Raw genomic sequence first — 26988 nt, 5'->3', positions numbered from 1 at the left:
GCAAGCATGAATGAGGACCGCGTCGGCAGCATCGTCGCCCAGTGGCGTCGTGAACGTCCCGAGCTCGACCCCGACCCGTTGCTGATCATCGGGCGGATCCAGTGGCTGGCCGAGGTGCTCGACGCGGCCCTACGGCCGCCGTTCGCCGAGGCGGATCTGGGAAACGGCGAGTTCGACGTGCTGGCGGCACTGCGCCGGGAAGGCCCGCCGTACACGCTCACGGCCGGGCAGCTGAGCCAACGGATGCTCGTCACCACCGGGGCGGTGACCAAGCGAGTCGACCGGCTCATCGCCCGGGGCCTCGTGTCGCGTTCGGTCTCCGACAGCGACGCTCGAGGCAGAGTGGTGGGGCTGACCCCGGCCGGCGCGGCGTTGACCGACCGCCTCATCGAGCAGCACCTGGCCAACGAGGCGGCCATTCTCCGCAAGCTGTCCGACGCCGACCGCAGGGAGCTCGAGCGCCTGCTGGCGACGTTGACCCGGATCGTTGGTTCCTGAGTTTTCGACACGCCTGCGACAATCGACTTTGAACGAGGAATTGGGATGAACTTCCTGCGACATGTCAACGACCTGCTGGCCTTTCTTCTTGAACTTGCAGCACTGGCCGTTCTCGGCTACTGGGGCCTCAAGACTGACTCGGCCGTCCCGGTCAAGGTCGCGCTCGCCGTCGGAGCGCCCCTGTTGGCGGCGATCACATGGGGACTGTTTGCTTCACCCAAGGCGACAATTGCATTGCCACTCATTGGGGTGCTCGTGGTAAAAGCGCTCGTATTCGGTTCGGCCGCGCTGGCCCTGCATGCGCTTGGGAATCGTGCACTCGCTACTTCGTTCGCAGTAATTGTAGTGATCAACATTGCCATTGCACTGACCGTCAAGTCGGTCGGCGATAATTAATCCGCTGATACTTCAACGTCATTTGGCTTTGCGTCGGGCGTGGCCCGGGCGGCCCTGCTCGGCCGGTTGGCGGGCAGCAGTGCGAGGGCGGCCTGCTTGGCGTGGTGGCCAGCACCGGTCCGGTCGTGGTGGGCGGCGATCAGCGTTGCGCCCTCGACCAACAGGAGCAATTGTCGCCCGAGAGCGTCGGGGTCGGCTGCGCCAGCGCGCTCAGCGATCGCGGTCAGCAGGCCGAGGCGGCGCTCCAGATGGCGGGCGGTGACCGTCCGTACCGCCTCGACCTGGTGTTGAGCGGCGGCGTTCTGCATCGCGCAGCCACGGAAGGTCGGTTCCTCGTACCACCGTTGAAGTTCGTCGAAGACGGCGGCGAGCTGCTCGCGGGGATCGTCCCCGGCTGCGGCTGCGGCCCCGGCGATCCAGGCCGTCACCCGCTCGCTGCGGGCCTCCAGCACCGCCTGGATGAGACCGTCCTTGGTGCCGAAATATCGGTAGAGGGTTTCCTTCGACACGCCGATCCTGGCGCACAGTTCGGCGACGCCGATGCCGTCGAGGCCCCGCTCGTACAGCAGTGGGGCGGCGGCCTCGATGATGCCGGCGCGGGTGCGCTCCGGGTCGATCGTCGAACCTTTGGGGACTGGCATAACAGAGATGGTACCGACCGGTTCCTTCTACTGCTACCATCGCCGAGTTCGTACCGATCGGTTCGATGATGTGGAGGGCTCATGACGTCGACCGCGCCCGCGAGTGTGTGGCGCGCCGCACGGCTGGCCCTGGGCACCGCCGCCGCGCTCGGCCTGGCACGCTTCGCCTACGGGATGCTGCTGCCGGCCATGCGCGACGACCTGAACTGGACGCTGGCCGCTGCCGGCGGAATGGGGACAGCGAACGGGCTCGGCTACCTGCTGGGCGCGCTGCTGACGAACGGGCTGGTACGCCGAGTCGGTGCCGCCACCGCGTTCCGCGCTGGCATGGCGCTGACCGCCGCGTCGCTGCTGGCGACCGCGGTCAGCGGCGATTACCTTGTGCTGTTGGTTCTCCGAACGCTGTCCGGCGCGGCCGGAGCGGTGGTGTTCGTCGCAGGCAGTGTGATCGCGTCCCGCCTCGCCGCAGACGCCGCCTCGGCTACTCCCCTCACCGTCTACTTCGCCGGCGCTGGGCTGGGCATCGTGGTCAGTGGCTTGGCCATACCCCTGCTCGGCGTGCACTGGCGGCTCGCCTGGGTGGCTCTCGGTGCTGCCGCCGCCGTAGCGACCGGGGTGAGCTGGACCGTGGTCAGTTGCGATGGTGCCCGGCGGCTTGAGGTCGGCCGCGCCCGGCTTCGGCCACTCCTGCCAGCGGCCCTGGCTTACCTGCTGTTCGCCGCCGGCTACATCACCTACATCACCTTTCTCTCCGCCTATCTGGTCGAACGGCACAGCTCCGTGTTGCAGGTGATGCTCACCTGGACGGTGCTCGGAACGGCAGTGGCGGCGGCGCCCGCCGTCTGGACTCGCCCGATCGCCAGGTGGCCCGGCACCCGCGCCCTGGCCATCCTGCTGACCGTCCTGAGCGGCGGAGCGGCACTGGCGCTGACGTCATCCGCGACACCGGTCGTCCTGGCCTCCGCGCTCATTTATGGGGGGACCTTCATGGGTGTGCCGGCCGCGATCACCGCTCTCATCAGGGCTCACACTCCGACCGCTGACTGGACCGCCACGCTCGCCGTCTTCACCGCCGTGTTCGCCGCCGGTCAGACCGCTGGTCCTTGGCTCGCCGGTCTGGTCGCCGACCACACCTCCACCGCGGCCACACTCGGGTGGACCGCTGTCCTGTGCGCCGCCGCAGCGTTGAGCGCCCTCCTCGGACGACCCACCACCCATCCTCAGATCAACCGAAGGAGCAGGCCCGATGTCAAACTTCCTACTCGTCCCAGGGATGTGCCACGGTGGCTGGTGCTTCGAGCACGTCACCCGGCGGCTGCGCGACCTGGGACACACCGTCCACCCGCTGACGTTGACCGGCGTGAGTGAACGCAGCCACCTGCTGCACGGCACGGTCAACCTCGACACGCACATCCAGGACGTCGTCGCCCTCCTCGAAGGCGAGAACCTACACGACACGGTGCTGGTCGGGCACAGCTACGGCGGGATGGTCATCACCGGCGCCGCCGACCGGGCACCGGACCGGATCGACTCGCTGGTTTACCTGGACGCCGTGGTACCCGCCGACGGCGACTCTTGCTGGTCACTGGTGTCCGACCAGGAGCGGAGGTGGTATCTGGAGGTGGACGAGACCGGCTGTGCATCCCGAGCACTGCCGTTCTTCGACGCCCGGGCGACGCCGCACCCGATCGCCTCGGTGCTCCAGCCACTCCGACTCACCGGCGACGCGGGACAAATCCGCCGCCGGGACTACGTCTACGCCGCCGGGTGGGCCGACCAGTCCCCGTTCACCACGATCTACCAGAAGCTCCGCGCGGAGCCAGGCTGGACCACCCATGCTCTTGCCGGCGGACACAACCTCATGCGTGACACGCCGGAGGAGCTGACGAAGATCTTGGCCGACGTTGCCGCGTCCCGCTGAGCACGCATCCGGTGGCCCACTGCGGAAGGTCCGATCCCCCCGCCCGGAGTGGGCCACCGGGCCCACTCCGCCACGACCCCCATACCGCCGCTCCGCGCCTCGGCGGTCGTCGGCCGGGCACGACGAACCCGCCCTGGTGGAGTGTCAGACGGTCAGGTCGCCGCGTACGAGCGCCTTCGCGACGACGGTCCGCAGGATGTCGTTCGTGCCCTCGCCGATGCTCATCAGGATCGAGTCCCGGTAGAGGCGCTCGACCTCGAACTCGGTGGAGTAGCCGTAGCCGCCGTGCACCTTCATCGCGTCGATCGCGGCCTCGAGGGCCACCTCCGAGCAGAACACCTTGGCCATCCCGGTCTGCCCGTCGGCGCGACCGCGCCGGACCGCGTCGGCCGCCCAGTACGCCATCAGGCGGGCGGCCTGGAGCTGGATCGCGATGGTGGCGAGCTTGAGCTGGATCGCCTGGAACTCGGCGATGTGCTTGCCGAACGCCTTGCGCTGCTGGGCGTACGCCAGCGCCTCGTCGTGGGCGCGCTGCGCGATGCCGACCGACCGCGCGGCGATGTTGACCCGGCCCCACTCCAGGGCGGACAACGCCTGCTTGAGGCCGACGCCCTCGACGCCACCGAGCAACCGGCCCTTCGGTACCCGCACGTTGTCGAGGAGGATCTCGCAGGACTCGGTGCCCTTGTAGCCGAGCTTCGGGATGTCCCGCAGGACCTGGAAGCCGTCCAGCGTCGCGTCGACGAGCAGCATGCTCATGCCGGTGTGCGCGGGCGTGGCGTGCGGGTCGGTCTTGACCAGCACCGGCAGTGGGTCGGCGTACCGCGCGTTGGTGATCCACATTTTGGTGCCGTTGACGACGTAGTGGTCGCCGTCGAGGCGGGCGGTGGTGCGGATGCCCTGCAGGTCGGTGCCGGCGTCCGGCTCGGTGAGGCCGATGCCGCTCCGCCGGGTGCCGGTGGCGAGGTCGGGCAGGTAGGCCTGCTTCTGCTCCTCGGTGCCGTGTATGGCGATCATCCGGCAGGCCAGGGAGTGGCTGCCGAGGATGCCGGCGATGCCCATCCAGCCGCGGGCGAGCTCTTCGAACACCAGCGCGAACGAGACCGGGTCGAGGTCGAGGCCGCCGTACTGTTCCGGCACGGTGATGCCGAACAGCCCCATTTCGGCCATCCCCCGCACGATCTCCGTCGGGTACCGCCCGGTTTGCTCCCACTCCCGCGCGACCGGGATGATCTCCCGGTCGACGAACGTGCGGAGCAGGGCGCGGAAGTCCTGCTGCTCCTCGGTGAGCGTGAAGTCCATGGGTAGCCTCCGTCAGCGGTGGAAGACCGGCAGCGCCCGGCCGTCGTCGAGGTCGAGCCAACCGACACGGACCGGGTCACCGATCCGCCAGTCCTGCCCTTCGAGGGTGGACAGCACGAGTGGTCCCTCGGTGAGCCGGACCCGGGCGATCGTGTACGGCACGGCAGCCCCCGGCACCGGTGCCCGGTGCACCACGGTGAACGTGTCCACGACGCCGTGGCCGGAGGCCTCGACGAACCCGAGATCCACCATCGACGAGCAGCCGGTGCACAGCGCACGCGGCGGATGCTGGACGTGCCCGCAGGACCCGCAGGTCTGCAGCGTGTAGCGGTGCTCCCGGGTGGCGTCCCACCAGCCGGCCGTCACGTCGTCGGGTGGCGGCACGTGCATCACCGCACCCCCAGCACGACCGTCGCGTGCGTGGACAGGATCCCGCCGGTGCCGTGCGCCACGGCCACCCGGGCGTCGGGCACCTGCCGGGCTCCCGCCTCGCCGCGCAGTTGGCGGACCGCCTCCACCAGCAGCAGCACCCCGTACTGACCGGGATGGCAGTACGACAGGCCACCGCCGGAGGTGTCCAGCGCCAGCTCACCGCCGGGACGGATCCGGCCGTCGGAGATGAAGTCGAGCACCTCCCCCGGTCCGCAGAAGCCCAGTGCCTCGATGCTGAGCGCGGCGGTGATGGTGAACGAGTCGTACACCTCCAGCACGTCCACGTCAGCAGGTGTGATGCCGGCCTGGGCGAACGCCTCCCGGCCGGACTCGCGCGCGCCGGTGACCGTCAGGTCCTCGACAGCGGTCATCGACGTGTTCGTCGACCGTTCGCCGTACCCGAGGACCCGTACCGGCGGGTGCCGCAGGTCGCGGGCCCGGTCGAGCGTGGTGAGCACGACCGCCCCGCCTCCGTCGGTCACCAGGCAGCAGTCGGCGACGGTCAGCGGGCTGGAGACCATCGGCGCGGCGAGCACGTCGTCGACGGTCAGCGGCCCGGCGCCGTAGCGGAACGCGGCCGGGTTGAGCAGTGCCCACTCCCTGGCGGCGACCGCGATCTCGGCCAGCTTCTCCCGCGTGCCGCCGTACCTGTGGAAGTACTGCTGCGCCGCCATCGCGTAGTACGACAGCGGGTACAACGGGCCGTACGGCGCCTCGAACTGGGCCTCCGGGGTGTGCTCCTCGACGATCCCACCGAGGCTGCGCGAGCGCGCGGAGCGCTGGTTCGACGCGAAGCTGATGACCACTGTGGACGCCTGGCCGGCGTCGATCGCCTGCGTGGCGCGGGCGACCATCATCTCGGCGGCCGACCCGCCGACGAACGTCGAGTCGACCCAGCGGGGCTGCTGCCCGAGATACTCGGCGAGTTGTGTGGTGGAGAAGCGGGACACTCCGGTGGTGGCCAGTCCGTCGACGTCGGCGAGGGTCAGCCCGGCGTCGGCGAGCGCCCGGGTGACGGCCTGGGTCTGAAGCGTGAGCGTGGACTTCCCGGTGCTGCCGAGGTCGCACTCGGCCGCGCCGACGATCGCCACGCCGGTCACTGCGCGCCCGGCCCGTCGGCCGTGCCCAGCAGGACCGTCGCGTGGGCAGGGCGGGCGGCGGGCCGTTGCGGACCGTACTCGCTGGCCAGGATCGTGGCGGAGAGGTCGACCCGGACGCGGTCGGCGCCGACCTCGACCACTGTCGCCTCGCACCGCACGGTCTCGCCGGCGAACATCAGGTTCCGGAACGTGAACGACAGCTCGTGCACGAAGCAGCGCGGACCGAGCGCGTCCTGCAGCAGCTCGACGAAGAGCGCCCCGAACACCTGCCCGTCCACGACCGGACCCGGGACCTGCGCGGCGGCCACGAACTCCCTGTCGTAGTGCAGGCGGTACCAGTCCCAGGTGGCGCCGGCGTAGGCGACCATGTCGGTGAGCGTGATGGTGCGCTCCAGCGTGGGCAGCGCAGCCCCGACGTTCGGTGGCACCGGAGGTGTCATGCGGCACCGTCCAGGCCGACCAGGATGATCGTCTCCTCGTTGACGGCGAGCAGTTCGCCGTCCTGGTTGGTGTACGTCGCGCGCGAGGAGACCACGAGCATGTCCGCGCCGGTGCGGGTCCGCTTCTCGGTCAGGTCGTGGATCTCCCAGCTCGCGGTAATGACGTCGTCGGGGCGTACCCGGCGGTGGAACGTGTAGCTGTTGCCGCCGCGGACCTGGCGGGTACCGGGGAGGTCGAGGTGCCAGGAGTGCCCGGCGTAGCCGTCGCTGTCCATCGGGAGGTTCGCGTACTGGTTGGTCTCGCAGATGAGCGTCGGTGGGGCGGTCACGCCCGGCAGGCCCTGCGCGCGGGCGAACTCGGGGTCGGAGTAGAGCGGGTTGTCGTCGCCGACGGCCATGCCGAAGTACCGGCCGGCCGCGGCGCCGAGCGGTTCCGGCGCGGTGTAGACCTTCCTCGTGCCCAGCAGTGCACGCAGGTCGTCGGTCAGCAGGCTCATGCCGTCTCCTCCGCCACGCCGCGCGGCGCTGATACCGGGTACAGCGCCGTCGGGAACACCTCGAGCAGGAACTCGGGGCGCAGCAGGGCCTTGCAGATCGCTCCGGTCGACGCCGGCCAGGGCGGGCTGAGCAGCCGTTCCCGCACGCCGGCCACGCCCCGGTACGCCGACAGCGCGGACTCGACGCAGTATTCGGTCGTCTCCAGCAGATGCTCCGGTCCGAGGCCGGCGTGGCGCAGCAGGTGCAGGATCGCGCCGTACGTCGCCTCGGCCTGCGCCACGATGTCGTCGGGGTGCAGGGCCTGCTGCGTCTGCATGTCCAGCGCCGCGAACCCGGACATGTACAGGGTCCGGCCGGCCCTGACCCCGGGGGCATAGGTGAGCGTGTCGTAGCGGGACCAGCCGGGGTTGACCAGTTCCAGGGGGTGCCGGGAGGCGGTGACGTCGATCGCGACGAGCGCGTCCGGGTGGTGCAGCCGGCTCATCAGGATGCCGCCCGCGCCCGGGTACACGCCGGCGCCGCCGAGGCGTTCCCGCCGCACGCGGTGCGTCCGGCGGTACACGTCGCGGGTCTCCGGCGTCGAGTAGTCGTAGGTCGTGACGACCGCGTCGAGGGACAGCCCGACCGCCGTCAGCAGGTCGCCCGCCCGGTCCAGGCAGTAGGCGTACTGCGCGGCGAAGTCCCCCGGGTGGACCACGGCGCCGGTGGCGTCGACCGGGACCATCGTCGGTAGGTACACCGCGCCGTCGTGGCCGGCCCGCACGGTGGAGGCCTGCCAGGTGCCGGCCGGCCGGGGCTCGCTGGCGGCCAGCACCTCGCCGCCGCCGCGGACCGCGTGCAGCTCGACCTCCAGCAGTGCGGTACGCCGCACGAGCCGCTCGACGACGACCGTCCGCAGCACGGGCTCGTGGTCGCCGAAGACCTCCCGCCGGACCGCCGCGGCCGCCTCGTACTCGGCGAGCCCGGCGACCGTCACGTTCTCGGTGACCCGGGTGACGTCCTGCGGCCCGAAGCCGGCGGCCGCCAGGATCGTCAGCACCTTCTCGTACGCGATGCGCGCCTGCGCCGCCATGTCCCCGGTGACCGTCATCCTGCCGACGGCCTCGTCGAACGCGGCGGAGGTGTGGCCGGAGGTCCAGGCCGCGTCGCCCTCGGCGAGGCCGAGGCAGAACGTGAAGCCGTCGTACGGGAACCAGCGGAAGGAGGGCGGTTTGATGGCGTGTGGTGTCACGGGCGGTCCCTGCCTGTACCGGCGGCGGCCAGCGCCGCCATGAGCGGTTCGATGGTGTCCAGCTCGTCCAGACGGGACAGCAGGTCGACGACGTCTGTGGTGTCGCCACCGGCGTTGCCGTGGAACTTCGCGACGAGCTGCTGGTCGGTCAGCGGGTTGTCCGGGCCGCCCGCGCTGCGTGGCACGCTGCCGGGAACGGCCGAGCCGTCGACGAGCGTGATACGGGCGGTGCCGGGCGCGTCGGCTGCGGGGCCGCCGGTGGGGGCAACGTGCCAACGCACCAGCCGGGCAACGCGTTCCACCTCGGGTCGGCCGAGCGAGTCCGGCTCGTACGTTGCGGTGGTCAGGTCACCGTCGACGACGGCGGCGGCGATGCTCCACGGCAGCGAGAACTTCGCCGCGTACGGCGACGCCGGTCGCGCCAGGTCCCGCCGGGTGTCGCAGACCGTGGGCACCGAGTCGGGGTGCACGTCGACGTCGATCGCGGCGACGTCGCCGGAACGGACACCGCCGCGGCGCACCGCGTCGCGGACCGCGTCGATCGCGGCGTGGGACAGTTGGCACGCCGGGTACGGCTTGATGCCGATCCGGGTGGTCTCCCAGCGTGTGCCGAGCCCGGCGGTGATGGACGCGAGGTCGACCGCGCCGGCGGCCAGTGCGTCGTAGACACCGTGCGGGCCGTCGAGGACGTTAGCGGGGCCGCCGGCCCCGGCCGCGGCCAGCCGGGCGGCGAGGATGCCGGCGTGCCCGGCGAATCCCGGGTGCAGCTGCTTCGTCGAGGCTCCACTGTGCAGGAACGCCAGGAGTCCGCCGGCCTGGCTGCCGGCGATGCCGACCGCGTCGGTCGTCCGCGCGGCGTCGAGGCCGAGCAGCCGGGACGCGACGATCGCCGAGGAGAACACGCCGGCCACCATCGTGGCGTGCAGCCCGCGGGCGTGGAAGCCGTGTGGCGCGGCGGCGGCGACCCGGCACACGGTTTCGTAGCCGACGACAGCGGCCTCGAGCACGGCCCGGCCGGGCGCGCCGACCTGCTCGCCGACGGCGAAAGCGGCCGGCAGCACCACGGCTGTGGCGTGCACGAGGCCGCCGGCGTGGGTGTCGTCGAAGTCCAGTGCGTGCACGAGGGTGCCGTTGGCGAGCGCGGCGGCCGGCGCACCGACCCGGCCCCGCGACCCGATGATCGTCGCCTCCGGCGGCCCGCCGAGGCCCCGGGCGACGACGACGGCCGGTATCGGCGACCGCCCACCGGGCTCCCCCGTCACCGGGCTGGTGCGCAGCCCACCCAGCGCCGTTCCGACCCCGTCGAGCAGGTGCCGCAGCGCTGCGGCCCGGACCGCGGCCGGCACTTCGACGTGGCCCGTGCCCCACTCGGCAAGCTCCTCGGCGATCATCGTGACGTGGCTGTGGTGTCGAGGGTGTCGGGGGTGTTCGCGCCGTGTGCCGGCTCGGCATCGCCGAACGCGCCGGCCGCCCGCAGCGCCACCACCTGCTGCGCGTCCAGGCCCAGGATCTCCTCGGTGACGAGTACGAGGTCCTCGTTGCGCTGCGGTGCCCGGCGGTAGGTGGGCGTCTCGTCGCCGACCCGCACCGGGGACGCGAGCTGCCGTACCTCGCCGTAGCGGGGGTGGTCGGTGGTGACCACGAGGTTCCGGGCGGCGGTGTGCTCGTCCGCCAGGGCCGCGCCGACGTCGTTGATCGGGCCGCACGGGATCGACCCGGCGTAGAGCTGCGTGAGCCAGTCGTCGACGGTCTTCTGCCGGAAGATCGCCTCCAACCGGGGCACCAGGTCGGCGCTCTGCTCCCGCCGGCTGGCGAAGGTCGCGTACGGCGAGCCGGCCTCGGCCCACTCCGGGTGGCCGACGATCTGGCACAGCCGGGCCCAGAACTTCTCCTTCGCGCAGCCGACGACCATCCAGCCGTCCTTGGCCTCGAACGCCTGGAACGGCACGAGCGACGGGTGGGCCGAGTGGTGTGTGCGGACCGGCTGGAACCCGGCGTTCAGGTGCCACGTCGCGGGATAGGTCAGCATCGACACCGCGGTGTCGTAGAGGCTGACGTCGCAGTCCATCCCGACGCCGTCGCGGCGGGCGGCGTGCACCCCGGCCAGCAGCGAGATCGCGGCCACGAAGCCGCCCGAGTAGTCCACCAGTGACAGTCCGGACTTGGTGGGCGGTCCGTCCGGCTCACCGGTCAGCTCCATCCAGCCGGCGAGACCCTGCAACACGTAGTCGTAGCCGGGTTCCTGCTTGCGCGGCCCGGTCATCCCGAACCCGGTCAGTGACACGCACACGATGCGCGGGTTGAGGTGCTTGAGGTCGTCGTACCGGATGCGCAGCTTCTCCGGCACGTCCCCGCGCAGGTTGGAGTAGACGACGTCGGAGACCGCGACGAGTTGTTCGAAGACGCCGCGCCCGGCGGCGGTAGCCAGATCGAGAGAGACGCTGCGCTTGTTGCGGTTGAACGTCTCGAAGAAGAGCGAGTCCTCGTCCTCGGCGTACGGCGGCACGTACCGGCCGACGTCACCGCCGGCCCGCGGGTCCTCGATCTTGATGACCTGGGCGCCGAGGTCGGCCAGGTGCACGCTGCCGAACGGCCCGGCGCCGTACTGCTCGACCGCGATGATGCGCAGGTCCTCCAGCGGTCTCACGTGGTCGCTCCCGTCAGCTCACCGATCAGCGCGATGATCTCGTCCTGTGCCGCGCGGATCTCGACGGCCGGCAGCCCGTGGGTCGGCGGGCTCAGCTTCACGGTGTCGGCGATGCCGTCATAGGCCGCGATCCGGGCGGCGACGTCGTCGCGGGTGCCGGCCATGGTGAGCGCGTCGACCATCCGGTCGCTGACGCTGCCCGCGAGGTGGTCCGCGCCGGCACCGGCCCGGAACGCGTCGATGACGGCCTGCTGGTCCTCGGCGAGGCCGTGGAACGCGAAGAAGTCGGCGTAGGTGCGGACCGTGGCGTAGAAGCCGACCACACCCGCGGCGCGGCGGCGGGCGAGCGCGGGGTCGGCGGCCACCGAGCAGCACGCGGAGACGACGACGTCGACGTCGTGGCGCGTCTTGCCGTCCGCGCGGTCGATGCCGAGAGTGAGGTCGGGCAGGATGTGCTCCCGCAGGTATCCCGGTGAGCACAGCTCGTGGCTGATCCAGCCGTCGCCGATCTCGCCGGCCAGCCGGGTCATCAGCGGGCCCATCGCGGCCAGGTACACCGGGATCGGCCGCTCCGGAACGGCGTACGGCCGCTCGTAACCGCGGATGTGCATCGGCTCGAACTCGCCGTCGGCACGGATCTCGGCGCCGGTGGTGCAGGCGTCCCAGAACAGCCGGATGTTGTGGACCGTCTCGCGCAGGTGACCGACCGGCTTGCCGAACGGCACGTTGTGCCATTGCTCGTTGAGCCGGCGCACCCCGGAGCCGAGGCCGATCACGAACCGGCCACCGGACAGCTCGTCCAGGTCGAGCGCCTCCAGCGCGGTGATCATCGGGCTGCGGGTGAACGCCAGGACGATCGAGGTGCCGATCCGTGCGGTCGACGTCGCCCCGGCCAGGGCCGCGGCGGTGCCGGTCGCGCTCCGGTGCAGCTCCGAGGCCCACAGCACCTCGGCGCCCGCGCGTTCCGCCCGGCGCCCGGCGTCGGCCAGCTCCGCGAGCGTCTCCCCCCACGGCTGGTACGTGAGCCTCATGCCGTTTCCCTGCTGTCGCCGTCGAGGGAGAGTGGGGACTTCCCCACCGGGAAGAGGTTTTCCAGCTGTTCGGCGCCCCGGCGGTACACGTAGAACGTGCGCTTGAAGGAGCAGACCTCGTCGCCGTGCTGGTTCAGCGTCCGGGTGCGCACCGTGACGATGCCGGCATGCGGGCGGGACGCGGACTCGCGCTTCTCCAGCACGAGTGACTCGCTGTAGAGCGTGTCACCGGCGAACACCGGGTGGGTCATCCGGATCTCGTCCCAGCCGAGGTTCGCGAACGCGTTCTGGGTCAGGTCGGTGACGCTCTGCCCGACCGCGATGGCCACCGTGAGCGTCGACACCACGAGCGGCTTGCCGAACTCCGACCGTGCGGCGTACTCGGCGTTGAAGTGCATCTCGTTGGTGTTCATGGTCAGCAGCGTGAACCAGGTGTTGTCGGTCTCCGTGACGGTGCGTCCCAGCGGATGCTGGTAGACGTCTCCGATCTCGAAGTCCTCGAAGAACCGCCCGGTCCAGCCTTGCTTGAGCCCCATCAGTCAATCTCCTTCTGACAACGCGCGAGGTACCCGTCGCGGATCGTCCGCTTGAGGATCTTGCCGCTCGGGTTGCGCGGCAACGCGTCGACGACGTGCCACTCGCGGGGCACCTTGTAGCGCGCCACGTGCTGCCGGACGTGGCCCTCCAGGGCTCCGACGTCGATCCGCGTCCCCGGGCGGCCCACCACGAACGCGGCGATGCGCTCGCCGTACACCTCGTCGGGCACGCCGATGACGGCGACCTCGTCGACCGGCTGGTGGCGGGCGATGACCTCCTCGATCTCGCGCGGGAAGATGTTGACCCCGCCCGCGATGATCATGTCGTTCTTCCGGTCGAAGATGGTGATGAAACCCTCCTCGTCGCGCACGGCCACGTCGCCGACGGAGAAGAATCCGTCGGCGTCGTATCCGGCCCGGGTGGCCTCCTCGTCGTCGAGGTACCCGGCCAGCAGCAGCGGCGAGCGGGCGAACAGCTCGCCGGGCTCACCCGGCCCGACCTCGTTGCCGTCGTCGTCCTTGAGCCGGATCTCGTTCCAGAACCAGGGATGCCCGACGCTGCCGGCCCGTTCCAGGGCGAACTCGGGGCGCAGGTTGGTGACGATGGAGCACTCGGTCGAGCCGTACAGCTCGTGCACGTCGACGCCGGGGAACGCGGCGATCACCCACTCCTTCAGCGCGACCGGCAACGCGGCCGCGTTGAAGTAGAGCGTCCGCAGCGCCGACAGGTCGTACCGGGCGGCCGGCTCCTCGCAGAACCGGCGGAGGTGCTGGGCGTGCGTGGGCACCAGGAACACCGTGGAGGCGCGACTGGAGGCCATCAGGTCCAACAGCCGCTCCGGATCCCAGGTCGGCAGCACGCTGCACGAGCCGCCGAGCATCGGGGCGGTGTAGGCGAACGCGAACCCCGCGCCGTGGTACATCGGTGCGACGGCGATCGTGCTGCGGTTGGGGCCGAGCCCGTAGTCCAGCCCGACGCCGAACGCGGTGAGGACCCGTCCGCGGTGGGTCAGCAGGACGCCCTTGGGCCGCCCGGTCGTGCCGGACGTGTAGGTGATGCAGAACGGGTCGAGTTCGTCGACGGGGATCTGCGGATCGACCGCGCGGCCCTGTCCCAGGAACGTCTCGTACCGCTGGCCTACCTCGCCGGCGAAGCTGAGCACGAGCGGTAGGTCGTCGAGCAGGCCGTCGACGTTGCCGGCCAGCTCGTCGGCCAGGATGATCCCCCTCGTCCGGGAGTGGGCGAGGATGTAGGCGTTGTCCGAGCTGTTGTTCTTCGTGTTCAGCGGCACGGTCGGGATGCCGGCCTTGGCCATCGCCGCCGATATCTCGAAGTACTCGTAGCGGTTGTTGCTCAGCACCGCGATCCGCTCACCGGGGGCGATGCCGTGGGCGAGCGTCGCGGACGCGAGCTGGTTGGAGCGCTCGTCGAGCGCGCCGAACGTCACGGCGTGGTCGCCGTCGACGACCGCGACCCGGCCCGGCGTGGCCCGGCCGAACTCGCGGATCCCGGCGGCCATGTTGAGCTGCACACCCTTCACCCGGTGCCGTCCTTCCCTGAGTCATTGATGTGCACGACGGCCCGGTCAGAGTCCGTAGCGGGCGAGGACGTCCCGCTTGCCGGGGATGAGGACCTTGCGGGTCATCCGGCCGGTGGTGAGCCACGCGATCGCGTCGCCGTTCCTGGTGCTGGTCAGCATTCGTTCGACCAGGTACGGCGCGACGTCGTCGACGTGGTCGCACAGGATGTTCAGCCACCTGCGCTGCCGCGCCACCTGCTCCGGCGCGGCGGCGGCTTCGCGCAGCCACCCCTCGGTGATGAGGATGCCGGGGCGGATCTGTCCGATCCGCACGCCGGTACCGGTGACCTCCTTGGCCAGTGCCCGGGTGAAGGAGTCCAGACCACGCTTGGTGGCCGCGTAGACCCCCATGCCGGGGCGGATCCGGCCGTCGCTGCCCCCGCCGAGCACGTTGAAGACCTGGCCGCCGCCGGCGGTGAGCATGCCGCGGACGGCGACCTGCGATCCGTACACGGTGCCGAGCATGTTCGTGGTGACCATCGTCCGGACGTCCTCGGGCGCGGTGTCGACGATCGGCCGGGTGGTGTTGGCGACGCCGGCGTTGTTGATCCACAGATCGACGCCGCCCAGCGCGTCGACCGCGGCGCTCCACATCCGCTCGACCTGCTCGGCGTCGGTGACGTCCACGGCGAACCCGTGGACCGTCGCTGCCGTGAGGGCCTGTGGGCGCAGCCGTGCGACGGCGTCGTCCACGGCCGTCCGCGAGCGCCCGGAGACGACGACGGAGTGGCCCCGCGAGAGCAGCTCGCGGGCGAGCGCGAAGCCGATCCCCCTGGTGCTGCCGGTGATGACTGCCTTACGCATGAATGCTCCTGCCCACTCAAGTCGGGAGAACGGGTCCGGTCAGTGGCCGGCCAACCGGGCGACCGCGTCGGCCAGCGGCACCACGTCGGCATACTTGGCGTCGAGGTCGAAGAGGTTGGCCTCGTGCGGGCCGGGATCGCGGTCGGCGCACGCCTCGCGCACCACCATCGGGCGGAACCCGTGTTGCAGGGCGTCCACCGCCGACGCGCGGACGCAGCCGCTGGTGGAGAAGCCGCCGAGCACCACCGTGTCGACGCCGGCCGCGGTGAGCCAGGCGGCCAGGGCGGTTCCGGCGAAGGCGCTGGCGTAGTGCTTGTACACGATGTGGTCGCCCGGGGCGGGCGTGATCTGGGTCGGGAAGTCGCCGAGTGGGTTGCCGGCGGCGAACGCGGTCAGCGCCGGCACCTTCGCGGCGAACAGGGGTGCTTCGGCGCAGGACTCGTCGGCGTACCGCACCGCGGTGAAAGCCACCGGAACCCGGGCCGCGCGGGCCGCCGCCACCAGCGCGGCCATCGCGACCAGCGCGGCCTCCGCGGTGGCCAGGAACAGCGGCGACGAGGGTACGGCGTACGCGGCGACGGGGTCGACCAGCACGAGCGCGGGCCGGGTGCCCCAGCCGAGCCGGCGTGCGAACCCGGCACCGGCGTAGTCGGCATCGAGCCTGCCGCCGCGCGCGGTGCCGCCGGGGGTGGCGGACAGCTCGGCACCATTCATTCGACGCATCGTATGCGCTGGATACACCGTTTCGCTAGGGGGAACATTGCAGGGCTTGCCGTGCCCGTGGAAACAGTGTTTCCATTGCAGCCATGCTGGTCCCGGACGGCGCCGATCTCACCATCGCCGGCTGCCTGGCGCCCTGCACCTCCGGCTGGGGGCGCCGCCCGCAAACGCCGCCGGGAAGACCCTGAAACGCGAAGTGAGGAGCAGCGGGTGCGAGCGCACGTCGAACTGATTCACGAGAATGACTACATCTGGCACGTCGGGGAGCTGCCGCACGGCGAGGGCGGGGTCCACGAACGCCGGCTCTCCACAGACGAGGAGGACGGATCGTCCTCGCTGGCGTTGCGGTTCGACAGCGACTGGGGGCGCGGGCCCGGCGTGCCGCACGCCGACACCGAGTTCTTCGTGCGGTCCGGCTCGCTGATCTACGGCGGGCAGGAGATCGGCCCGGGCGGCTATCTTCAGGTGCCCCGGGGCGTGCCGATGGACTGGATCAAGATCCGCGAGGGCTCGTCGGTGCTGCACTGGCGCGAGTACGGCGACTGCGGTTTCGACGTCGGAAAAGCACAGTGGAGCCCGGCCTCAGCGCGGTGGGAGTCCGCCGTCGGCGAGGTGACGGTGGTGGATTCCAACGACATGGAGTGGACCGCCGCCCCGACGGTCGGGCCGATCACCCCGCTCTACATCAAGCTGCTGCACCGCGACCCGGTGACCAACTTCTACACCCGCCTGATCCGGGCCCACAAGGGTTGGAGCGACCACCGGCTGGCCCACCACCCCTGCTACGAGGAGTTCTACACGCTCGGCGGGAAGATGGCGTACAACTTCGGCGACATCGACGAGGGCACCTACTGCTTCCGGCCGGCCGGGGTGAAGCACGGCCACTTCGTCGCCGAGACCGACATCGACTGGATCATCCGGTCGGACGGCGAGCTGATCAACTGGTACACCACCGACGAGTGGGTCAAGTGGGGCGGCACGGCGACCAACTACCACGAGCACGACGAGGCGCCGGTCATCTCCACCCTGCCGGTGCGGTCCCGTTCGCGCGGCCCCTGGTCCGGCGACGGGATGTGATGGCGACGGGGTGTGACGCGGCCACGACCACCGCCGCGTCACACCCCGGTCACACGCAGCCGCGCGTGCCGGCGAGTGCCCGGGTCCTGGGCGGGCGTCTACACGGCCAGGGCGAGCAGGCGCCGGGCGGAGCGGACCACCGCCTCGTCCACCAGCCGGCCCTGTGCGTCGAGGCAGACTCCCACGCCGTCGCGGACCGCCGCGTCGAAGCGGGCCACCAGGTCCGCCGCCGTCGCCACCTCGTCGGGTGCGGGGGTGAACACCTCGTTCACCACGGCGACCTGAGCCGGGTGGATACAGGCCCGGCCGACGAAGCCGAGCCGCCGCAGCGCCATCGTCGACTCGCGCAGCGCGACCAGGTCCCGGAAGTCGGTGCTGACCGGCCCCACCGGAGGCTCGATGCCGACCGCCGCGCTGGCCAGCACCACCTGCGAGCGGACGAAGAGCAGTTCCCGCTCGTCCGGCCCGAGCGTGACACCGAGGTCGGCGCGCAGGTCCGCCTCGCCGAGTTGCAGCCGCCGTACCCGGGGTGCGCGGGCGATGTCGAGGGCCGCGACCACGGCCGCCGCCGACTCCAGCAGCGGCACTACGGGGGTCGTGCCCACCGGCGACCCTGCCGCCGACTCGGCCGCGCCGAGCACCTCGTCCAGGGCGACCAGTTCGGCGGCGGACTCGGCCTTCGCCACACAGAGCCCGGCGAGCCCCGGCCCCACGACGGTCGCCGCGTCGACGTGGCCCAACCGGCCCGGGTTGATCCGCACCCACCAGGCGACCCCGGGTGGTGCGGAGCGCAGGAAGGCGGCGACCGCCGAGCGGGCGGCGTCCTTGCCGGCCTGCGGTACCGCGTCCTCCAGGTCGACGATCACCGCGTCCGCGCCGCGCCCCGCCGCCTTGGCCAGCTTGTCGGGCGCGTCCCCGGGCACGTACAGGTACGACCTCAACGGCTTCGGGCCCTTCCGTTCGACAATGCTCCGGCGATGCGGCCATTGTTTCGGCTACGGATACAGTGTTTCCATCAGTGGTCGAGACGTCAAGGAGGCCCCATGGGACCGCACGCGCACGGCTGGTGGATTCTGCTGCACATCGTGCTCTTCGTCTTCTGGCTGGGCGGGGATCTCGGGGTCTTCTGGTCGAGCCGGTTCGTCCTCAAGCCCGACCTCACGCCGGCCGCCCGGGCCACCGCGCTGAAGATCATGGGCGGGCTCGACCTGGGGCCCAAGATCTGCCTGGTGCTCTTCCTGCCCAGCGGCGTCACGCTGATGGCGCTGGACCCGCACGGCGCGCGGGTCTTCGGGATCAACCCGTTCGGCTGGCCGATCGTCGCACTGGTCTGGGTGTTCGCGGTGGCGTGGCTGGCCGCCACGATCTCCGACCACCACCGCCCGGGCCATCGTCGGTGGGTACGCCGGGCGGACTGGACGGTCCGGACCGTGCTGATCGCCGGCCTGGCCGGGACCGCGCTCTACACGCTCTTCGCCGCCGCACCGTTCGGGGTGGACACCAACCCGAGGTGGCTGGGCGGCAAGATCCTGCTCTACAGCATCGCGATCGCCTGCGGACTGGGCATCCGGCTCACCCTGCGCCCGTTCGGGCCGGCGTTCGGCGCGCTGATGACGACAGGCTCCACGCCGGAGGTGGAGCGCGCGATGCGGCGGGCGATCGACGGCTGCCTACCCTACGTGTGGGGCATCTGGGGCAGCGTGCTGGCGGCCGCGGCGCTCGGCGTGCTGAAGCCGCTCGCGGCGCTGTGACCCGGGCAGGTCGGTCAGGCGCCGCTGTAGCCGAGCTGAGCGGAGATCCGGCCGGTCGCCTTCAGCAGCGACTTCGCCAGCTCGGGCGAGTCCGGCTTGAACCGCCCCACCGGCCCGGCCACGCTGACGACCGCCACCACGTGCCCGTCGTGGTCGTAGACCGGCGCGGCGATCGACGTCGCGCCGGGCTGGCGTTCGCCGCGCGAGGTGGCGTAGCCGCGCTTACGGATGGCAGCCAACTCCTTGCGCAGCTTCGCCGGGTCGGTGATGGTGCGGTCGGTGATCTCGTCGAGCCGGTGCCGCTCCAGGTAGACGTCGAGCTCGTCGTCGTCGACGAAGGCCAGGAACGCCTTGGACGAGCTGCCGGCATGCAGCGGGTACGGGATGCCGATGTTGACGTCCAGCCGCAGCTCCTGCTCGGGCACCACCTGGTCGACGTACAGCCGGGTGTCGCCCCGGCGCAGCGACAGCGTGGCGGTCTCGCCAGTCTCGGCCGCCAGCCCGCGCAGCTCCGGGCCGGCCATCGCGCGCAGGTCGGTGCGGGCCAGGTAGGCCCGGCCGAGCGTGACGGCCGCGTGGCCCAGCGCGTAGCGACGGGTGCTCGGGTCGACGGTGATCAGCTCCCGGCTGCGCAGCGCCGTGAGGATACGGTGCACGGCGGCCTTGGTCAGGTCCAACGCGGTCGCGATCTCGGTGACGCCCAGGTCCGGGCGCCCACTGCGCCCGAAGTAGAGCAGCACGTCCATCGCCCGCTCGACCGCCGCGATCGAGCGGGACTGGCCTTCGCCGTCCTCCGCGGCCGGTGCCTTCGCCTCCGATGTCCGACTGGGCATGGTTGGGCCTCCACAGCGCTGTTCGTGCGTCCGTCTCCAGAGCAGTGTAGGGCGCTCGATTTCACCTAGCGAAACACCGTGTCCTGAGCGGGTCACCGATTTCGGCGGCGAGGCGCCCGGACCGATCGGCGGTTGACACGGGCCACCACCCCTCGTTACGTTTCTGGTAACGACGTTTCCTCATGCGAAACGGAGAACTCGCCAGTGTCGGTCGACAGCATCACGTTCCGCTCGGCCCTCGCCCAGTGGCCCAGTGGCGTCGGTGTCGTGACCACGGTCATCGACGGCCAGCGGCACGGCATGACCGCGAGCTCGTTCTCGTCGGTCAGCCTCAACCCGCCGCTGGTCTCCGTCTGCCTGGGCGTCCACCTTCCCAGCCACGCCCTGGTGGAGCGGGCCGGCGTCTTCGCGATCAGCTTTCTCGGCAAGGGCCAGGCCGGCATCGGCCAGCGCTTCGCCGGCATGCGTCCCGAGGTCACCGACCGCTTCGCCGGGCTGGACTGGGCGAACGCCGAGACCGGCTGCCCGGTCCTGGCCAACGCGACCGCCTGGCTGGACTGCCGGGTCGTGCACGCCTATCCCGGCGGCGACCACACGATCTTCGTCGGCGAGGTGCTCGCGGCCAGCACCCCCCGGGTCGGTGCCCCGCTGCTGTTCCACTCCAGCGCGTGGAGTCAGCTCGCCGACCCGCTGCCGGAGAAGATCGACATCGCGATCGGGGGCCGACTCTCCCGCCTGCGCGCGAACACCCTGGTGACGGCCGGCTTCACGGTGCGGGCAACCCCCGGCCCGATGATCGCCGACGCCTTCCGGCCCGGCGGCGAGGATGCCACCCTCGCCGAGCTGGACCAGTTGCTGCGTGCCGGGCACACCGCCGTCACCCTGGTCGAGGAGGCCGACGCCAGCCCGGTGCAGGTGCGGGCCGTGCTCGCCGACGCCACGGTACGCGCCCGCCGCGCCTCACTCCGGGTGCGGCTGCGGCCCCAGCGCGGGCTCGGCCTGGTCAACGCCATGGTCGCGATGAAGAGCGGCGTCACCGGCTTCGACACCACCCTCAGCGGTCGAGCGAGCGCCCTGCGCACCCGCGACCTGGTCTTTCTCGCCCGGCAACTCGGGGTGTCCTGTCCCCGGCTCCCCGCCAACAAACCAGAGGAGTGACCCACATGTCCACCGGCGGACGGCTCATCGACGACCTCACCCCGGCCGAGCAGGATCGCGCGGCCCGAGTGGAGAAGGTGCTGCCCGCGCTGCGGGCCGCCGCCGCGCAGGCCGACGCCGACGGGGTGTTCCCCGCCGCGCACGTCGCGCTGCTGCGCGATGCCGGGCTGCTCGGCCTGGTGGTTCCGCAGGAGTACGGCGGTCTCGGCGGTGGCCTGCGTGACCTCGCCGCCGCCACCTTCGCCATGGGCAGCGCGTGCCCGTCGACGGCGCTGGCCTTCTTCTTCCACAACACCAGCGCCTCCCGGGGTCTGCTGCCGCTGGAGGCCATCGAGCGCGGCCTCTTCGACGACGCCGACGTCCCCGCCGTGCAGGCCTTCGCCGAGAAGGTGCTGACCCGGATGGCTGGTGGGGTGTGGCTGGCCAACTTCGCCAGCGAGGCGGTGAAGAGCTCGTCGGCCAACATCGCCATCTCCACCACCGCCACGCCCGCGAGCCGCGACGGCGCCGACGGCTGGTCGCTCACCGGCGAGAAGTCGTTCGGCTGCGCCACCGGCGTCGCCGACACCTACCTGGTCACCGCCCGACTCGCCGGGCACGAGACGGCGGACGGGCTGGCCCTGTTCCTGGTCCCCCGCGATGCCGCCGGGGTCGCCTCACGGCCGGCCTGGGACGGCATCGGCATGCGCGGCTCGGCCAACCACGGCATCCGGCTCGACGACGTCTTCATTCCGGCCGACGAGGCGCTCACCGTGCCCGGCGCGTTCGTGAAGATGTTGCAGTGCAGTCGGGGCAGCTTCGTCGGCAACCAGCTGGCCATCACGGCGGTCTACGTCGGTGCGGCGCAGAGTGTCTACGACGACACGCTGACCAGCCTCACCCAGAAGACCTTCGCCGACACCGGTCGGCCGATTGCGGAGAGCCCCATGCACCAGGTGATCATCGGCAACATGACGGAACGGTTGGAGACGGCGTACCTCTGGCTGCGCCGCCAGTTGCTGCTGGAGACCAGTGAGCCGCCGCTGCGCCCGCACGCCGACGTCTACCGGCAGTGGCGGTTGGCCAAGGGCTCGATCTGCGAGGCGTGCTTCGACGTGGCGGTCGGCGCGCTCAAGGCGTCCGGCACGTCCGGCGCCACCATGAACGGGTCCGTCGGCCGGGCGTTGCGCGATCTGGCGATGGGACTGGTGATGACGTTCCCGCCGGAGCGCGGCCGGTTGGAGGCGGCCAGTTCGGTGACCAGCGACCGGTCCAACAACCTGTTCGCGGCGGTGGCCGGGTGACCCAGCCGGACCTGCCCGATCTCGCCGACCTGGTCGACGGGGTCTGGACGCCCAGCGACGCACCGCTCGGGTTCGACCTGGAGGATCCGGCGACCGGTGCGGTGCGGCGACCCGCTGCCGGCACGCCGTCACACCGGATCGAGGCCGCCGTCGCCGCCGCGTCGGCGGCGCACGAGGCCGGGAGCTGGGCCGCGCTACCGGCCCCTGATCGCGCCGACGTACTGGACGCCGTCGCCGAGGCGGTCGAGGGCGTCGCGGCCGAGATCTGCGCGCTGGAGTCGGCGACCACCGGCGTGCCGATCCGGCAGACCACACCGCTGGGCGTGATCCTCGGCGGCTCGTTCCGGCTGGCCGCCGCCCAGCTACGGCAGGGCCCGCAGAGCCAGGAGTTCCAGCGCGAGGACGGCCGGATCGCGTACGCCGAACGACTGCCCTGGGGACCGGCCGCCTGTGTGGTGCCGTGGAACGCGCCCGCGCCGATGGCCGCGCACAAGGTCGCGAACGCGCTCGCCGCGGGCTGCCCCACGATCCTCAAGCCCAGCGAGTACGCCCCGCACGGCAGCCAACGGCTCGCCGCCGTCGTCGGGGCCACGCTCGCCGCCTCCGGCGTGCCGGCCGGGGTGTTCCAGCTCGTGCACGGCGGGGCCGAGGCCGGTGCGGCAGTGGTCGGCGATCCCCGGATCCGGGCGGTCTCCTTCACCGGCGGGCTCGCCGCCGGGCGGGCGGTCGCGGCAGCCTGCGCCTACGACATCAAGCCGGTGCAGCTCGAGCTCGGCGGCAACAACCCGCTGGTCGTGCTCCCTGACGCCGACGTCGCCGATGTCGCCCGGGCCGCGGTCGACCTGCTCAGCACCCTCAACGGGCAGTGGTGCCGGGCGCTGGGTCGGCTGATCGTGCCCGCCGACCGGCACGACGAGATCGTCGCCGCGATCGCCGACCGGCTCGCCGGCCTGGTCGCCGGCACGCCGTTGGACCCCGCGACCGACCTCGGTCCGCTGGTGCACTCCCGGCACCTGGCCCGGGTGGTGGCCGCCCGCGACGACCTGCTGGCCCACGGAGGAACCGCGGTCACCGGCACCACGCTTCCGGCGGCCGGGCCGCTGGCCGGCGGGAACTTCCTCGCCCCGACGCTGGTCACCGGCGTCGCCGCCGCGCACACCGGCGACGAGATCTTCGGGCCCGTGGCAGCGGTGCACCCGTACGACACCGTCGACGAGGCGGTGGCGCTGGCCAACGGCACGTCGTACGGGCTGGAGGCGTACGTGCTCGGCGCGGACGAGGAGGCCGCGCTGGCCGTGGCCCGCCGGATCCGAGCCGGTGAGGTCAAGGTCAACGGCTCCTCGGTGCTCAGCCTGCACCTGTTCAGCCCGCGCCCGGCGTTCGGGCTGTCCGGGTACGGCGAGGAGGGCACCGCCGAAACCCTGCGGTTCTTCACCAACCCGCGGGTCGTCGGCGTCGAAGGCGGCTTCGCGCTGCACGGCCGCTCATGACCCCGGGCGAGACCGCCCCGGCGCAGGCTCCGCCCCCGCTCACGGCCGGCGGCGCGGCGACCGCACGCCCGGCCGACGTGCTGCGGGCACTGCTGGGCGGCGGGTCGCCGGTGCACGCCCCCGGCGTACACGACCCGCTCACCGCCGCGCTGGCCGCCGGGGCCGGACACCGCGTCGTGCACCTGTCCGGTGCGGTCTGCGCCGCGGTCGAGTTGGGCCTTCCCGACCTGGGATACCTGCACGGCACACACGTCGCGGAGCGGGCCACCCGGCTGGTCCCGGCGCTGGCCGGCGTGCCGCTGATCGCCGACGCGGACACCGGCTACGGCAATCCGCTGCACGCGGTCTGGACCGCCCAGCGGTACGCGGCGGCCGGCGTCGCCGGGCTGCACCTGGAGGACCAGGTCAGCCCGAAGCGCTGCGGCCACCTGGACGGCAAGGAGCTGTTGGACATCGCGGGTGCGACGGCGAAGATCCGGGCGATCGCCGAGGCGGGCACCGGCCTGGTGCTGATCGCCCGCACCGACGCCTACTCGGTGGCCGGCCTCGACGAGGCGATCGAGCGGGCCGGCCGGTTCGCCGACGCCGGCGCCGACGCCGTCTTCCTGGAGGGTGTGGACACCGCCGAGGAGTTGGCGGCGGTACGTACCGCGCTGCCCGGCGTACCCCTGGTGGTGAATCGCTCGGAGGCGGCTGGTGTGCGCGCCTTCCCGCCCGACGACGCGCTCGGCGCGCTCGGGGTCCGGGTCGTGCTGCACCCGGTCGCGCCGATGCTGGCCGCGCTGCGCGCGGCTGCCGCCGCCTACGCCGCGATCGGCCGGCACGGTCACGCCGACGCGGTGCCCCGGCTCGCCTGGTCGTCGTTCACCGCGCTGGTCGGCCAGGACGATGCGCTGACTCTCGATCGGAGGTACGCCTGATGCACGTGCTGATCGCCGGAGCGGGGCCGGTCGGGCTGACCGCGGCGCTCGCGCTGGCCCGCCGGGGCTGCGAGGTGACAGTGCTGGAGGCCGGTGACGACCTCGCCGCCGAGTCCCGTGCCTCCACGTTCCACCCGCCGACGCTGGAGATGCTCGACGCGTTGGGGGTCGGCGCGGACCTGTTGGCGCGCGGGCTGGTGGCGCCGACGTTCGCCTACCGGGATCGCCGGGAGGGACTGATCGCGGAGCTGGACCTCTCGGTGCTCGCCGACGACACCCCGTACCCGTACCGGGTGCAGTGCGAGCAGTCCAAGCTGTGCGTGATCCTGCTGGCGCACCTGGCCCGGCAGCCGACGGCCCGGGTCCGCTTCGGTTGGCCGGTCGACTCGGTACGACAGGCCGCGGATCAGGCCGACGGCGGCGTGGTGGCGATCGCCGAGGACGGCCGGAAGGTGACCGGCGACTGGCTGATCGCGGCCGACGGCGCCAGTTCGGCGGTACGGCGGGCGCTGGAGCTGCCGTTCGACGGGATCACCTACCCCGAACGGTTCCTGGTGGCCTCCACCGACGAGGACCTGCCGGCGCTGCTCGGCCCGCTGGCGTACGTCAACTACGTCTTCGACCCGGTCGAGTGGTCGGTGCTGCTGCGCACGCCGGACCACTGGCGGGTGCTGCTGCCCACCCCCGACGACACCCCTGACGCGCACGAGCTGGACCGGCTCGACGGGCGGCTGCGGACGATCGCCGATCCGGGCCGGCCGTGGCGGGTGGCGCACGCCAGTTTGTACCGGGTGCACCAGCGGGTCGCCGCGTCGTTCCGGCAGGGGCGGGTGCTGCTGGCCGGCGACGCCGCGCACGTCAACAACCCGCTCGGTGGGCTGGGCATGAACTCGGGCATCCACGACGCGGTCGCCTACGCGCAGGTGCTGGCCGCGGACCGCCCGGCACCGGACGGCGGGGAGCTGGACCGGGCGGTGACGGCGGTGGCCGACGAACGGCGCCGGATCGCCCTGACCTACGTGCAGGAGGTCTCCGACCAGAACTACCGCCGGATGCGGGCCACCGATCCGCAGGTGCGGTCCGCGCAGCTGGCCGACCTGCGCGCGCTGGCCGAGGATCCGGCGGCGGCCCGGGCGTACCTGCTGCGCAGCTCCATGATCGCCTCGCTGCGCCCCGACGCCGGGCAGCCGGCGGCCCGGGCATGACGGCACCGGGCGACGGCCCGCGCGGCGCGGTGATCGAGCGGGAGAACCCGTCCAGGACCAGCGAGCTGGTCGGCACTGTCGGTGTCAGCGGGCCCGAGCGGGTGGACGCCCTGGTCCGCCGGGCCGACGCCGCGCAGCGCAGCTGGGCGGCCACCGGCATCGCGCGGCGGCTCGCGGCGCTGGCCGCTGGCGCCGACGCGATCGCCGGGCGGCTCGAACCGTTGGCCGAGCTGCTGGCCCGGGAGTCGGGCAAGGTGCTCGCCGACTGCCGCGGCGAGGTCGGGTTCGCCGGCACGTACCTGCGCTGGGTCGTCGAGCACGCCCCGGCGGCGTACGCGGATCGGGAGATCGACGACGCGGCCGGTCGGCTGCTGCGACTGCCCCGGCCGTACGGTGTGGTCGCCGCGATCACGCCGTGGAACGCGCCGATCATCCTCACCCTGCTCAAGGTGGCGCCGGCCCTCGCCGCCGGCAACGCGGTGGTGGTCAAGCCCTCGCCGCTGGCCCCGCTGGCGGTCTCGGAGGTGCTGCGCCTGCTCGCCGGGGCGCTGCCCGACGGGACGCTGGCGGTCGTCCACGGCGACGCCGCCGCCGGTGCGGCGTTGGTCGGGCACCCGCTGGTGCGCAAGGTGGCGTTCACCGGCGGCGGCGTGGCGGCCCGGCAGGTGGCGGCGACCGCGGCCACCCAGACCACACCGGTCGTGCTGGAGCTGGGCGGCAACGACGCGGCGATCTTCCTGCCGGACGCCGACCTGGGCACCGAGCCGATGCGCCGGCTGGTCCTGGCGAGTTTCGCCACCAGCGGCCAGGTGTGCATGGCCGCCAAGCGCCTGTATGTGCACCGCGGCCGCCGCGACGAGTTCGTGGCGGCGTACCGGGCCGCCGCGGCGGAGGTGCTGCGCGTCGGTGACGCGCTCACGCCGGGGGTGAGCATGGGCCCGGTCATCTCGGCCGGTGCCGTCGCCCGGGTCGAGCGGATCGTCGCGGCGGCCGTCGCCCGGGGTGCCACGGCGCTGCCGCTGGGCACTGTCGACGGTGGCACCGACCTGGCCGGCGGGTACTTCGTGGCCCCGACGCTCGTGCTGGACGCACCGGACGACGCCGAGGTGATCACCGGGGAGCAGTTCGGGCCGACGGTGCCGCTGCTGCTCTACGACGACGAGGAGGAACTGCTGGCCCGGGTCAACGCCGACGAGCTGGGCCTTGGCGGCTCGGTCTGGTCGGCCGACGAGGAGCGGGCGTTCGCGCTGGCCCGTCGGGTCGAGGCGGGCTTCGTCTTCGTCAACACGCACAACCGCACCGGGCTGTCGCTGCGGGCGCCGTTCGGCGGGGTGAAGCGCTCCGGCTATGGCCGTGAGTATGCCGAGGAGGGGCTGGCCGAGTACGCGCAGACCTGCGTCGTGCACGCGCCCGGCCCGTTCCGGCCAGGTGGCGCCGGGCTGCCCGCCAACGCGTACCCGGGCTGAGGCCGGGCCGCGTCGGTCGAGCGCTGCC

Annotated in this window: 28 protein-coding genes; 12 read left to right on the top strand and 16 right to left on the bottom strand. The window is 72.2% G+C overall.

What is annotated here, in order from left to right; genetic code table 11:
• The first annotated feature begins 6 nt into the window (after positions 1–6).
• Complete coding sequence (locus AC3CF1_RS28535; RefSeq protein ID WP_488451657.1) at positions 7–498, top strand: MarR family winged helix-turn-helix transcriptional regulator; 492 nt, start codon at positions 7–9, stop codon at positions 496–498.
• Between the two features lie 45 nt (positions 499–543).
• Entirely contained in the window at positions 544–894 is a 351-nt protein-coding gene (locus AC3CF1_RS28530; protein ID WP_355160043.1) for a YrdB family protein, read from the top strand.
• Here the strand turns inward: AC3CF1_RS28530 and AC3CF1_RS28525 are convergent.
• Positions 891–1535 carry a TetR/AcrR family transcriptional regulator gene (locus tag AC3CF1_RS28525; protein WP_488451656.1) on the bottom strand — a complete coding sequence of 215 codons (645 nt, stop codon included), beginning with the start codon at positions 1533–1535 and terminating at the stop codon, positions 891–893. The two genes, AC3CF1_RS28530 and AC3CF1_RS28525, sit on opposite strands and share 4 nt — an antisense overlap.
• Positions 1536–1616: 81 nt before the next feature.
• On the opposite strand from AC3CF1_RS28525, the gene AC3CF1_RS28520 reads away from it, so the two are divergent.
• Both AC3CF1_RS28520 and AC3CF1_RS28515 read left to right on the top strand, forming a co-directional pair.
• The gene (locus AC3CF1_RS28520) at positions 1617–2903 is read left to right on the top strand and encodes a YbfB/YjiJ family MFS transporter (protein WP_488451655.1); all 1287 of its coding nucleotides are present in this window, start codon (positions 1617–1619) and stop codon (positions 2901–2903) included.
• The gene (locus AC3CF1_RS28515) at positions 2809–3456 is read left to right on the top strand and encodes an alpha/beta fold hydrolase (RefSeq protein ID WP_488452141.1); all 648 of its coding nucleotides are present in this window, start codon (positions 2809–2811) and stop codon (positions 3454–3456) included. Before AC3CF1_RS28520 ends, AC3CF1_RS28515 begins: the two co-directional genes overlap by 95 nt.
• A gap of 144 nt (positions 3457–3600) precedes the next feature.
• Here AC3CF1_RS28515 and AC3CF1_RS28510 read toward each other — a convergent pair whose 3' ends face one another.
• The 13 genes from AC3CF1_RS28510 to AC3CF1_RS28450 are packed head-to-tail and all read right to left on the bottom strand — an operon-like array spanning position 3601 to position 15771.
• Positions 3601–4758 carry an acyl-CoA dehydrogenase family protein gene (locus AC3CF1_RS28510; protein WP_488451654.1) on the bottom strand — a complete coding sequence of 386 codons (1158 nt, stop codon included), beginning with the start codon at positions 4756–4758 and terminating at the stop codon, positions 3601–3603.
• Positions 4759–4770: 12 nt separating this feature from the next.
• Positions 4771–5148, bottom strand: a complete 378-nt coding sequence (locus AC3CF1_RS28505; RefSeq protein ID WP_210793371.1) for a Zn-ribbon domain-containing OB-fold protein — start codon at positions 5146–5148, stop codon at positions 4771–4773.
• Positions 5148–6281, bottom strand: coding sequence for an acetyl-CoA acetyltransferase (locus AC3CF1_RS28500; RefSeq protein ID WP_355160040.1), 1134 nt, complete (start codon positions 6279–6281; stop codon positions 5148–5150). The genes AC3CF1_RS28505 and AC3CF1_RS28500 overlap by 1 nt, the downstream gene beginning before the upstream one ends.
• 5 nt (positions 6282–6286) lie before the next feature.
• Positions 6287–6730: a MaoC/PaaZ C-terminal domain-containing protein gene (locus tag AC3CF1_RS28495; RefSeq protein WP_355160039.1), complete on the bottom strand. Its 444-nt coding sequence runs from the start codon at positions 6728–6730 to the stop codon at positions 6287–6289.
• Positions 6727–7227: an FAS1-like dehydratase domain-containing protein gene (locus tag AC3CF1_RS28490; protein ID WP_088947024.1), complete on the bottom strand. Its 501-nt coding sequence runs from the start codon at positions 7225–7227 to the stop codon at positions 6727–6729. The genes AC3CF1_RS28495 and AC3CF1_RS28490 overlap by 4 nt, the downstream gene beginning before the upstream one ends.
• Positions 7224–8459, bottom strand: a complete 1236-nt coding sequence (locus AC3CF1_RS28485) for a Rid family hydrolase (protein WP_355160038.1) — start codon at positions 8457–8459, stop codon at positions 7224–7226. The genes AC3CF1_RS28490 and AC3CF1_RS28485 overlap by 4 nt, the downstream gene beginning before the upstream one ends.
• The gene (locus AC3CF1_RS28480; protein ID WP_488451653.1) at positions 8456–9850 is read right to left on the bottom strand and encodes an MmgE/PrpD family protein; all 1395 of its coding nucleotides are present in this window, start codon (positions 9848–9850) and stop codon (positions 8456–8458) included. The genes AC3CF1_RS28485 and AC3CF1_RS28480 overlap by 4 nt, the downstream gene beginning before the upstream one ends.
• On the bottom strand, positions 9847–11106 hold the full coding sequence (locus tag AC3CF1_RS28475; RefSeq protein ID WP_354980326.1) for a CaiB/BaiF CoA transferase family protein: 1260 nt from the start codon (positions 11104–11106) through the stop codon (positions 9847–9849). Before AC3CF1_RS28475 ends, AC3CF1_RS28480 begins: the two co-directional genes overlap by 4 nt.
• Positions 11103–12137, bottom strand: coding sequence for an LLM class flavin-dependent oxidoreductase (locus AC3CF1_RS28470; protein WP_328849624.1), 1035 nt, complete (start codon positions 12135–12137; stop codon positions 11103–11105). The genes AC3CF1_RS28475 and AC3CF1_RS28470 overlap by 4 nt, the downstream gene beginning before the upstream one ends.
• Complete coding sequence (locus tag AC3CF1_RS28465) at positions 12134–12673, bottom strand: MaoC family dehydratase (RefSeq protein ID WP_354980325.1); 540 nt, start codon at positions 12671–12673, stop codon at positions 12134–12136. Before AC3CF1_RS28465 ends, AC3CF1_RS28470 begins: the two co-directional genes overlap by 4 nt.
• Positions 12673–14214, bottom strand: coding sequence for a class I adenylate-forming enzyme family protein (locus tag AC3CF1_RS28460; protein WP_355161378.1), 1542 nt, complete (start codon positions 14212–14214; stop codon positions 12673–12675). The genes AC3CF1_RS28465 and AC3CF1_RS28460 overlap by 1 nt, the downstream gene beginning before the upstream one ends.
• Positions 14215–14259: 45 nt before the next feature.
• Positions 14260–15057 (bottom strand): SDR family oxidoreductase, encoded by a 798-nt coding sequence (locus tag AC3CF1_RS28455; RefSeq protein WP_354980323.1) that lies wholly within the window; start codon positions 15055–15057, stop codon positions 14260–14262.
• Between the two features lie 39 nt (positions 15058–15096).
• Positions 15097–15771, bottom strand: coding sequence for an isochorismatase family protein (locus AC3CF1_RS28450; protein WP_354980322.1), 675 nt, complete (start codon positions 15769–15771; stop codon positions 15097–15099).
• 216 nt (positions 15772–15987) lie between these two features.
• Between AC3CF1_RS28450 and AC3CF1_RS28445 the strand changes: the two genes are divergently transcribed.
• Entirely contained in the window at positions 15988–16854 is an 867-nt protein-coding gene (locus tag AC3CF1_RS28445; protein ID WP_157743911.1) for a DUF4437 domain-containing protein, read from the top strand.
• 98 nt (positions 16855–16952) lie between these two features.
• On the opposite strand, the gene AC3CF1_RS28440 is transcribed toward AC3CF1_RS28445, so the two are convergent.
• Positions 16953–17795, bottom strand: coding sequence for an HpcH/HpaI aldolase/citrate lyase family protein (locus AC3CF1_RS28440; protein WP_210793362.1), 843 nt, complete (start codon positions 17793–17795; stop codon positions 16953–16955).
• 102 nt (positions 17796–17897) lie between these two features.
• Here AC3CF1_RS28440 and AC3CF1_RS28435 point away from each other — a divergent pair, with 102 nt between their 5' ends.
• The gene (locus tag AC3CF1_RS28435) at positions 17898–18605 is read left to right on the top strand and encodes a hypothetical protein (RefSeq protein ID WP_354980320.1); all 708 of its coding nucleotides are present in this window, start codon (positions 17898–17900) and stop codon (positions 18603–18605) included.
• Positions 18606–18619: 14 nt separating this feature from the next.
• On the opposite strand, the gene AC3CF1_RS28430 is transcribed toward AC3CF1_RS28435, so the two are convergent.
• Positions 18620–19438 (bottom strand): IclR family transcriptional regulator, encoded by an 819-nt coding sequence (locus AC3CF1_RS28430; RefSeq protein WP_210793360.1) that lies wholly within the window; start codon positions 19436–19438, stop codon positions 18620–18622.
• A gap of 204 nt (positions 19439–19642) precedes the next feature.
• On the opposite strand from AC3CF1_RS28430, the gene AC3CF1_RS28425 reads away from it, so the two are divergent.
• Genes AC3CF1_RS28425 through AC3CF1_RS28400 form a run of 6 tightly spaced genes read left to right on the top strand, consistent with a single transcriptional unit; the run spans position 19643 to position 26960 of the window.
• On the top strand, positions 19643–20596 hold the full coding sequence (locus AC3CF1_RS28425) for a flavin reductase (protein ID WP_354980319.1): 954 nt from the start codon (positions 19643–19645) through the stop codon (positions 20594–20596).
• 5 nt (positions 20597–20601) lie between these two features.
• On the top strand, positions 20602–21879 hold the full coding sequence (locus AC3CF1_RS28420; RefSeq protein ID WP_354980318.1) for an acyl-CoA dehydrogenase family protein: 1278 nt from the start codon (positions 20602–20604) through the stop codon (positions 21877–21879).
• Positions 21876–23369 (top strand): aldehyde dehydrogenase family protein, encoded by a 1494-nt coding sequence (locus tag AC3CF1_RS28415; protein ID WP_354980317.1) that lies wholly within the window; start codon positions 21876–21878, stop codon positions 23367–23369. The genes AC3CF1_RS28420 and AC3CF1_RS28415 overlap by 4 nt, the downstream gene beginning before the upstream one ends.
• Positions 23366–24289, top strand: coding sequence for an isocitrate lyase/PEP mutase family protein (locus tag AC3CF1_RS28410; protein WP_488451652.1), 924 nt, complete (start codon positions 23366–23368; stop codon positions 24287–24289). The genes AC3CF1_RS28415 and AC3CF1_RS28410 overlap by 4 nt, the downstream gene beginning before the upstream one ends.
• Entirely contained in the window at positions 24289–25494 is a 1206-nt protein-coding gene (locus AC3CF1_RS28405) for an FAD-dependent oxidoreductase (RefSeq protein WP_488451651.1), read from the top strand. Before AC3CF1_RS28410 ends, AC3CF1_RS28405 begins: the two co-directional genes overlap by 1 nt.
• Positions 25491–26960, top strand: a complete 1470-nt coding sequence (locus tag AC3CF1_RS28400) for an aldehyde dehydrogenase family protein (RefSeq protein ID WP_354980314.1) — start codon at positions 25491–25493, stop codon at positions 26958–26960. Before AC3CF1_RS28405 ends, AC3CF1_RS28400 begins: the two co-directional genes overlap by 4 nt.
• Positions 26961–26988 lie beyond the last annotated feature (28 nt).

The sequence above is a fragment of the Micromonospora sp. MGP-C2 genome (assembly GCF_057766525.1).
This window is presented reverse-complemented; position numbering and strand designations above follow the sequence as displayed.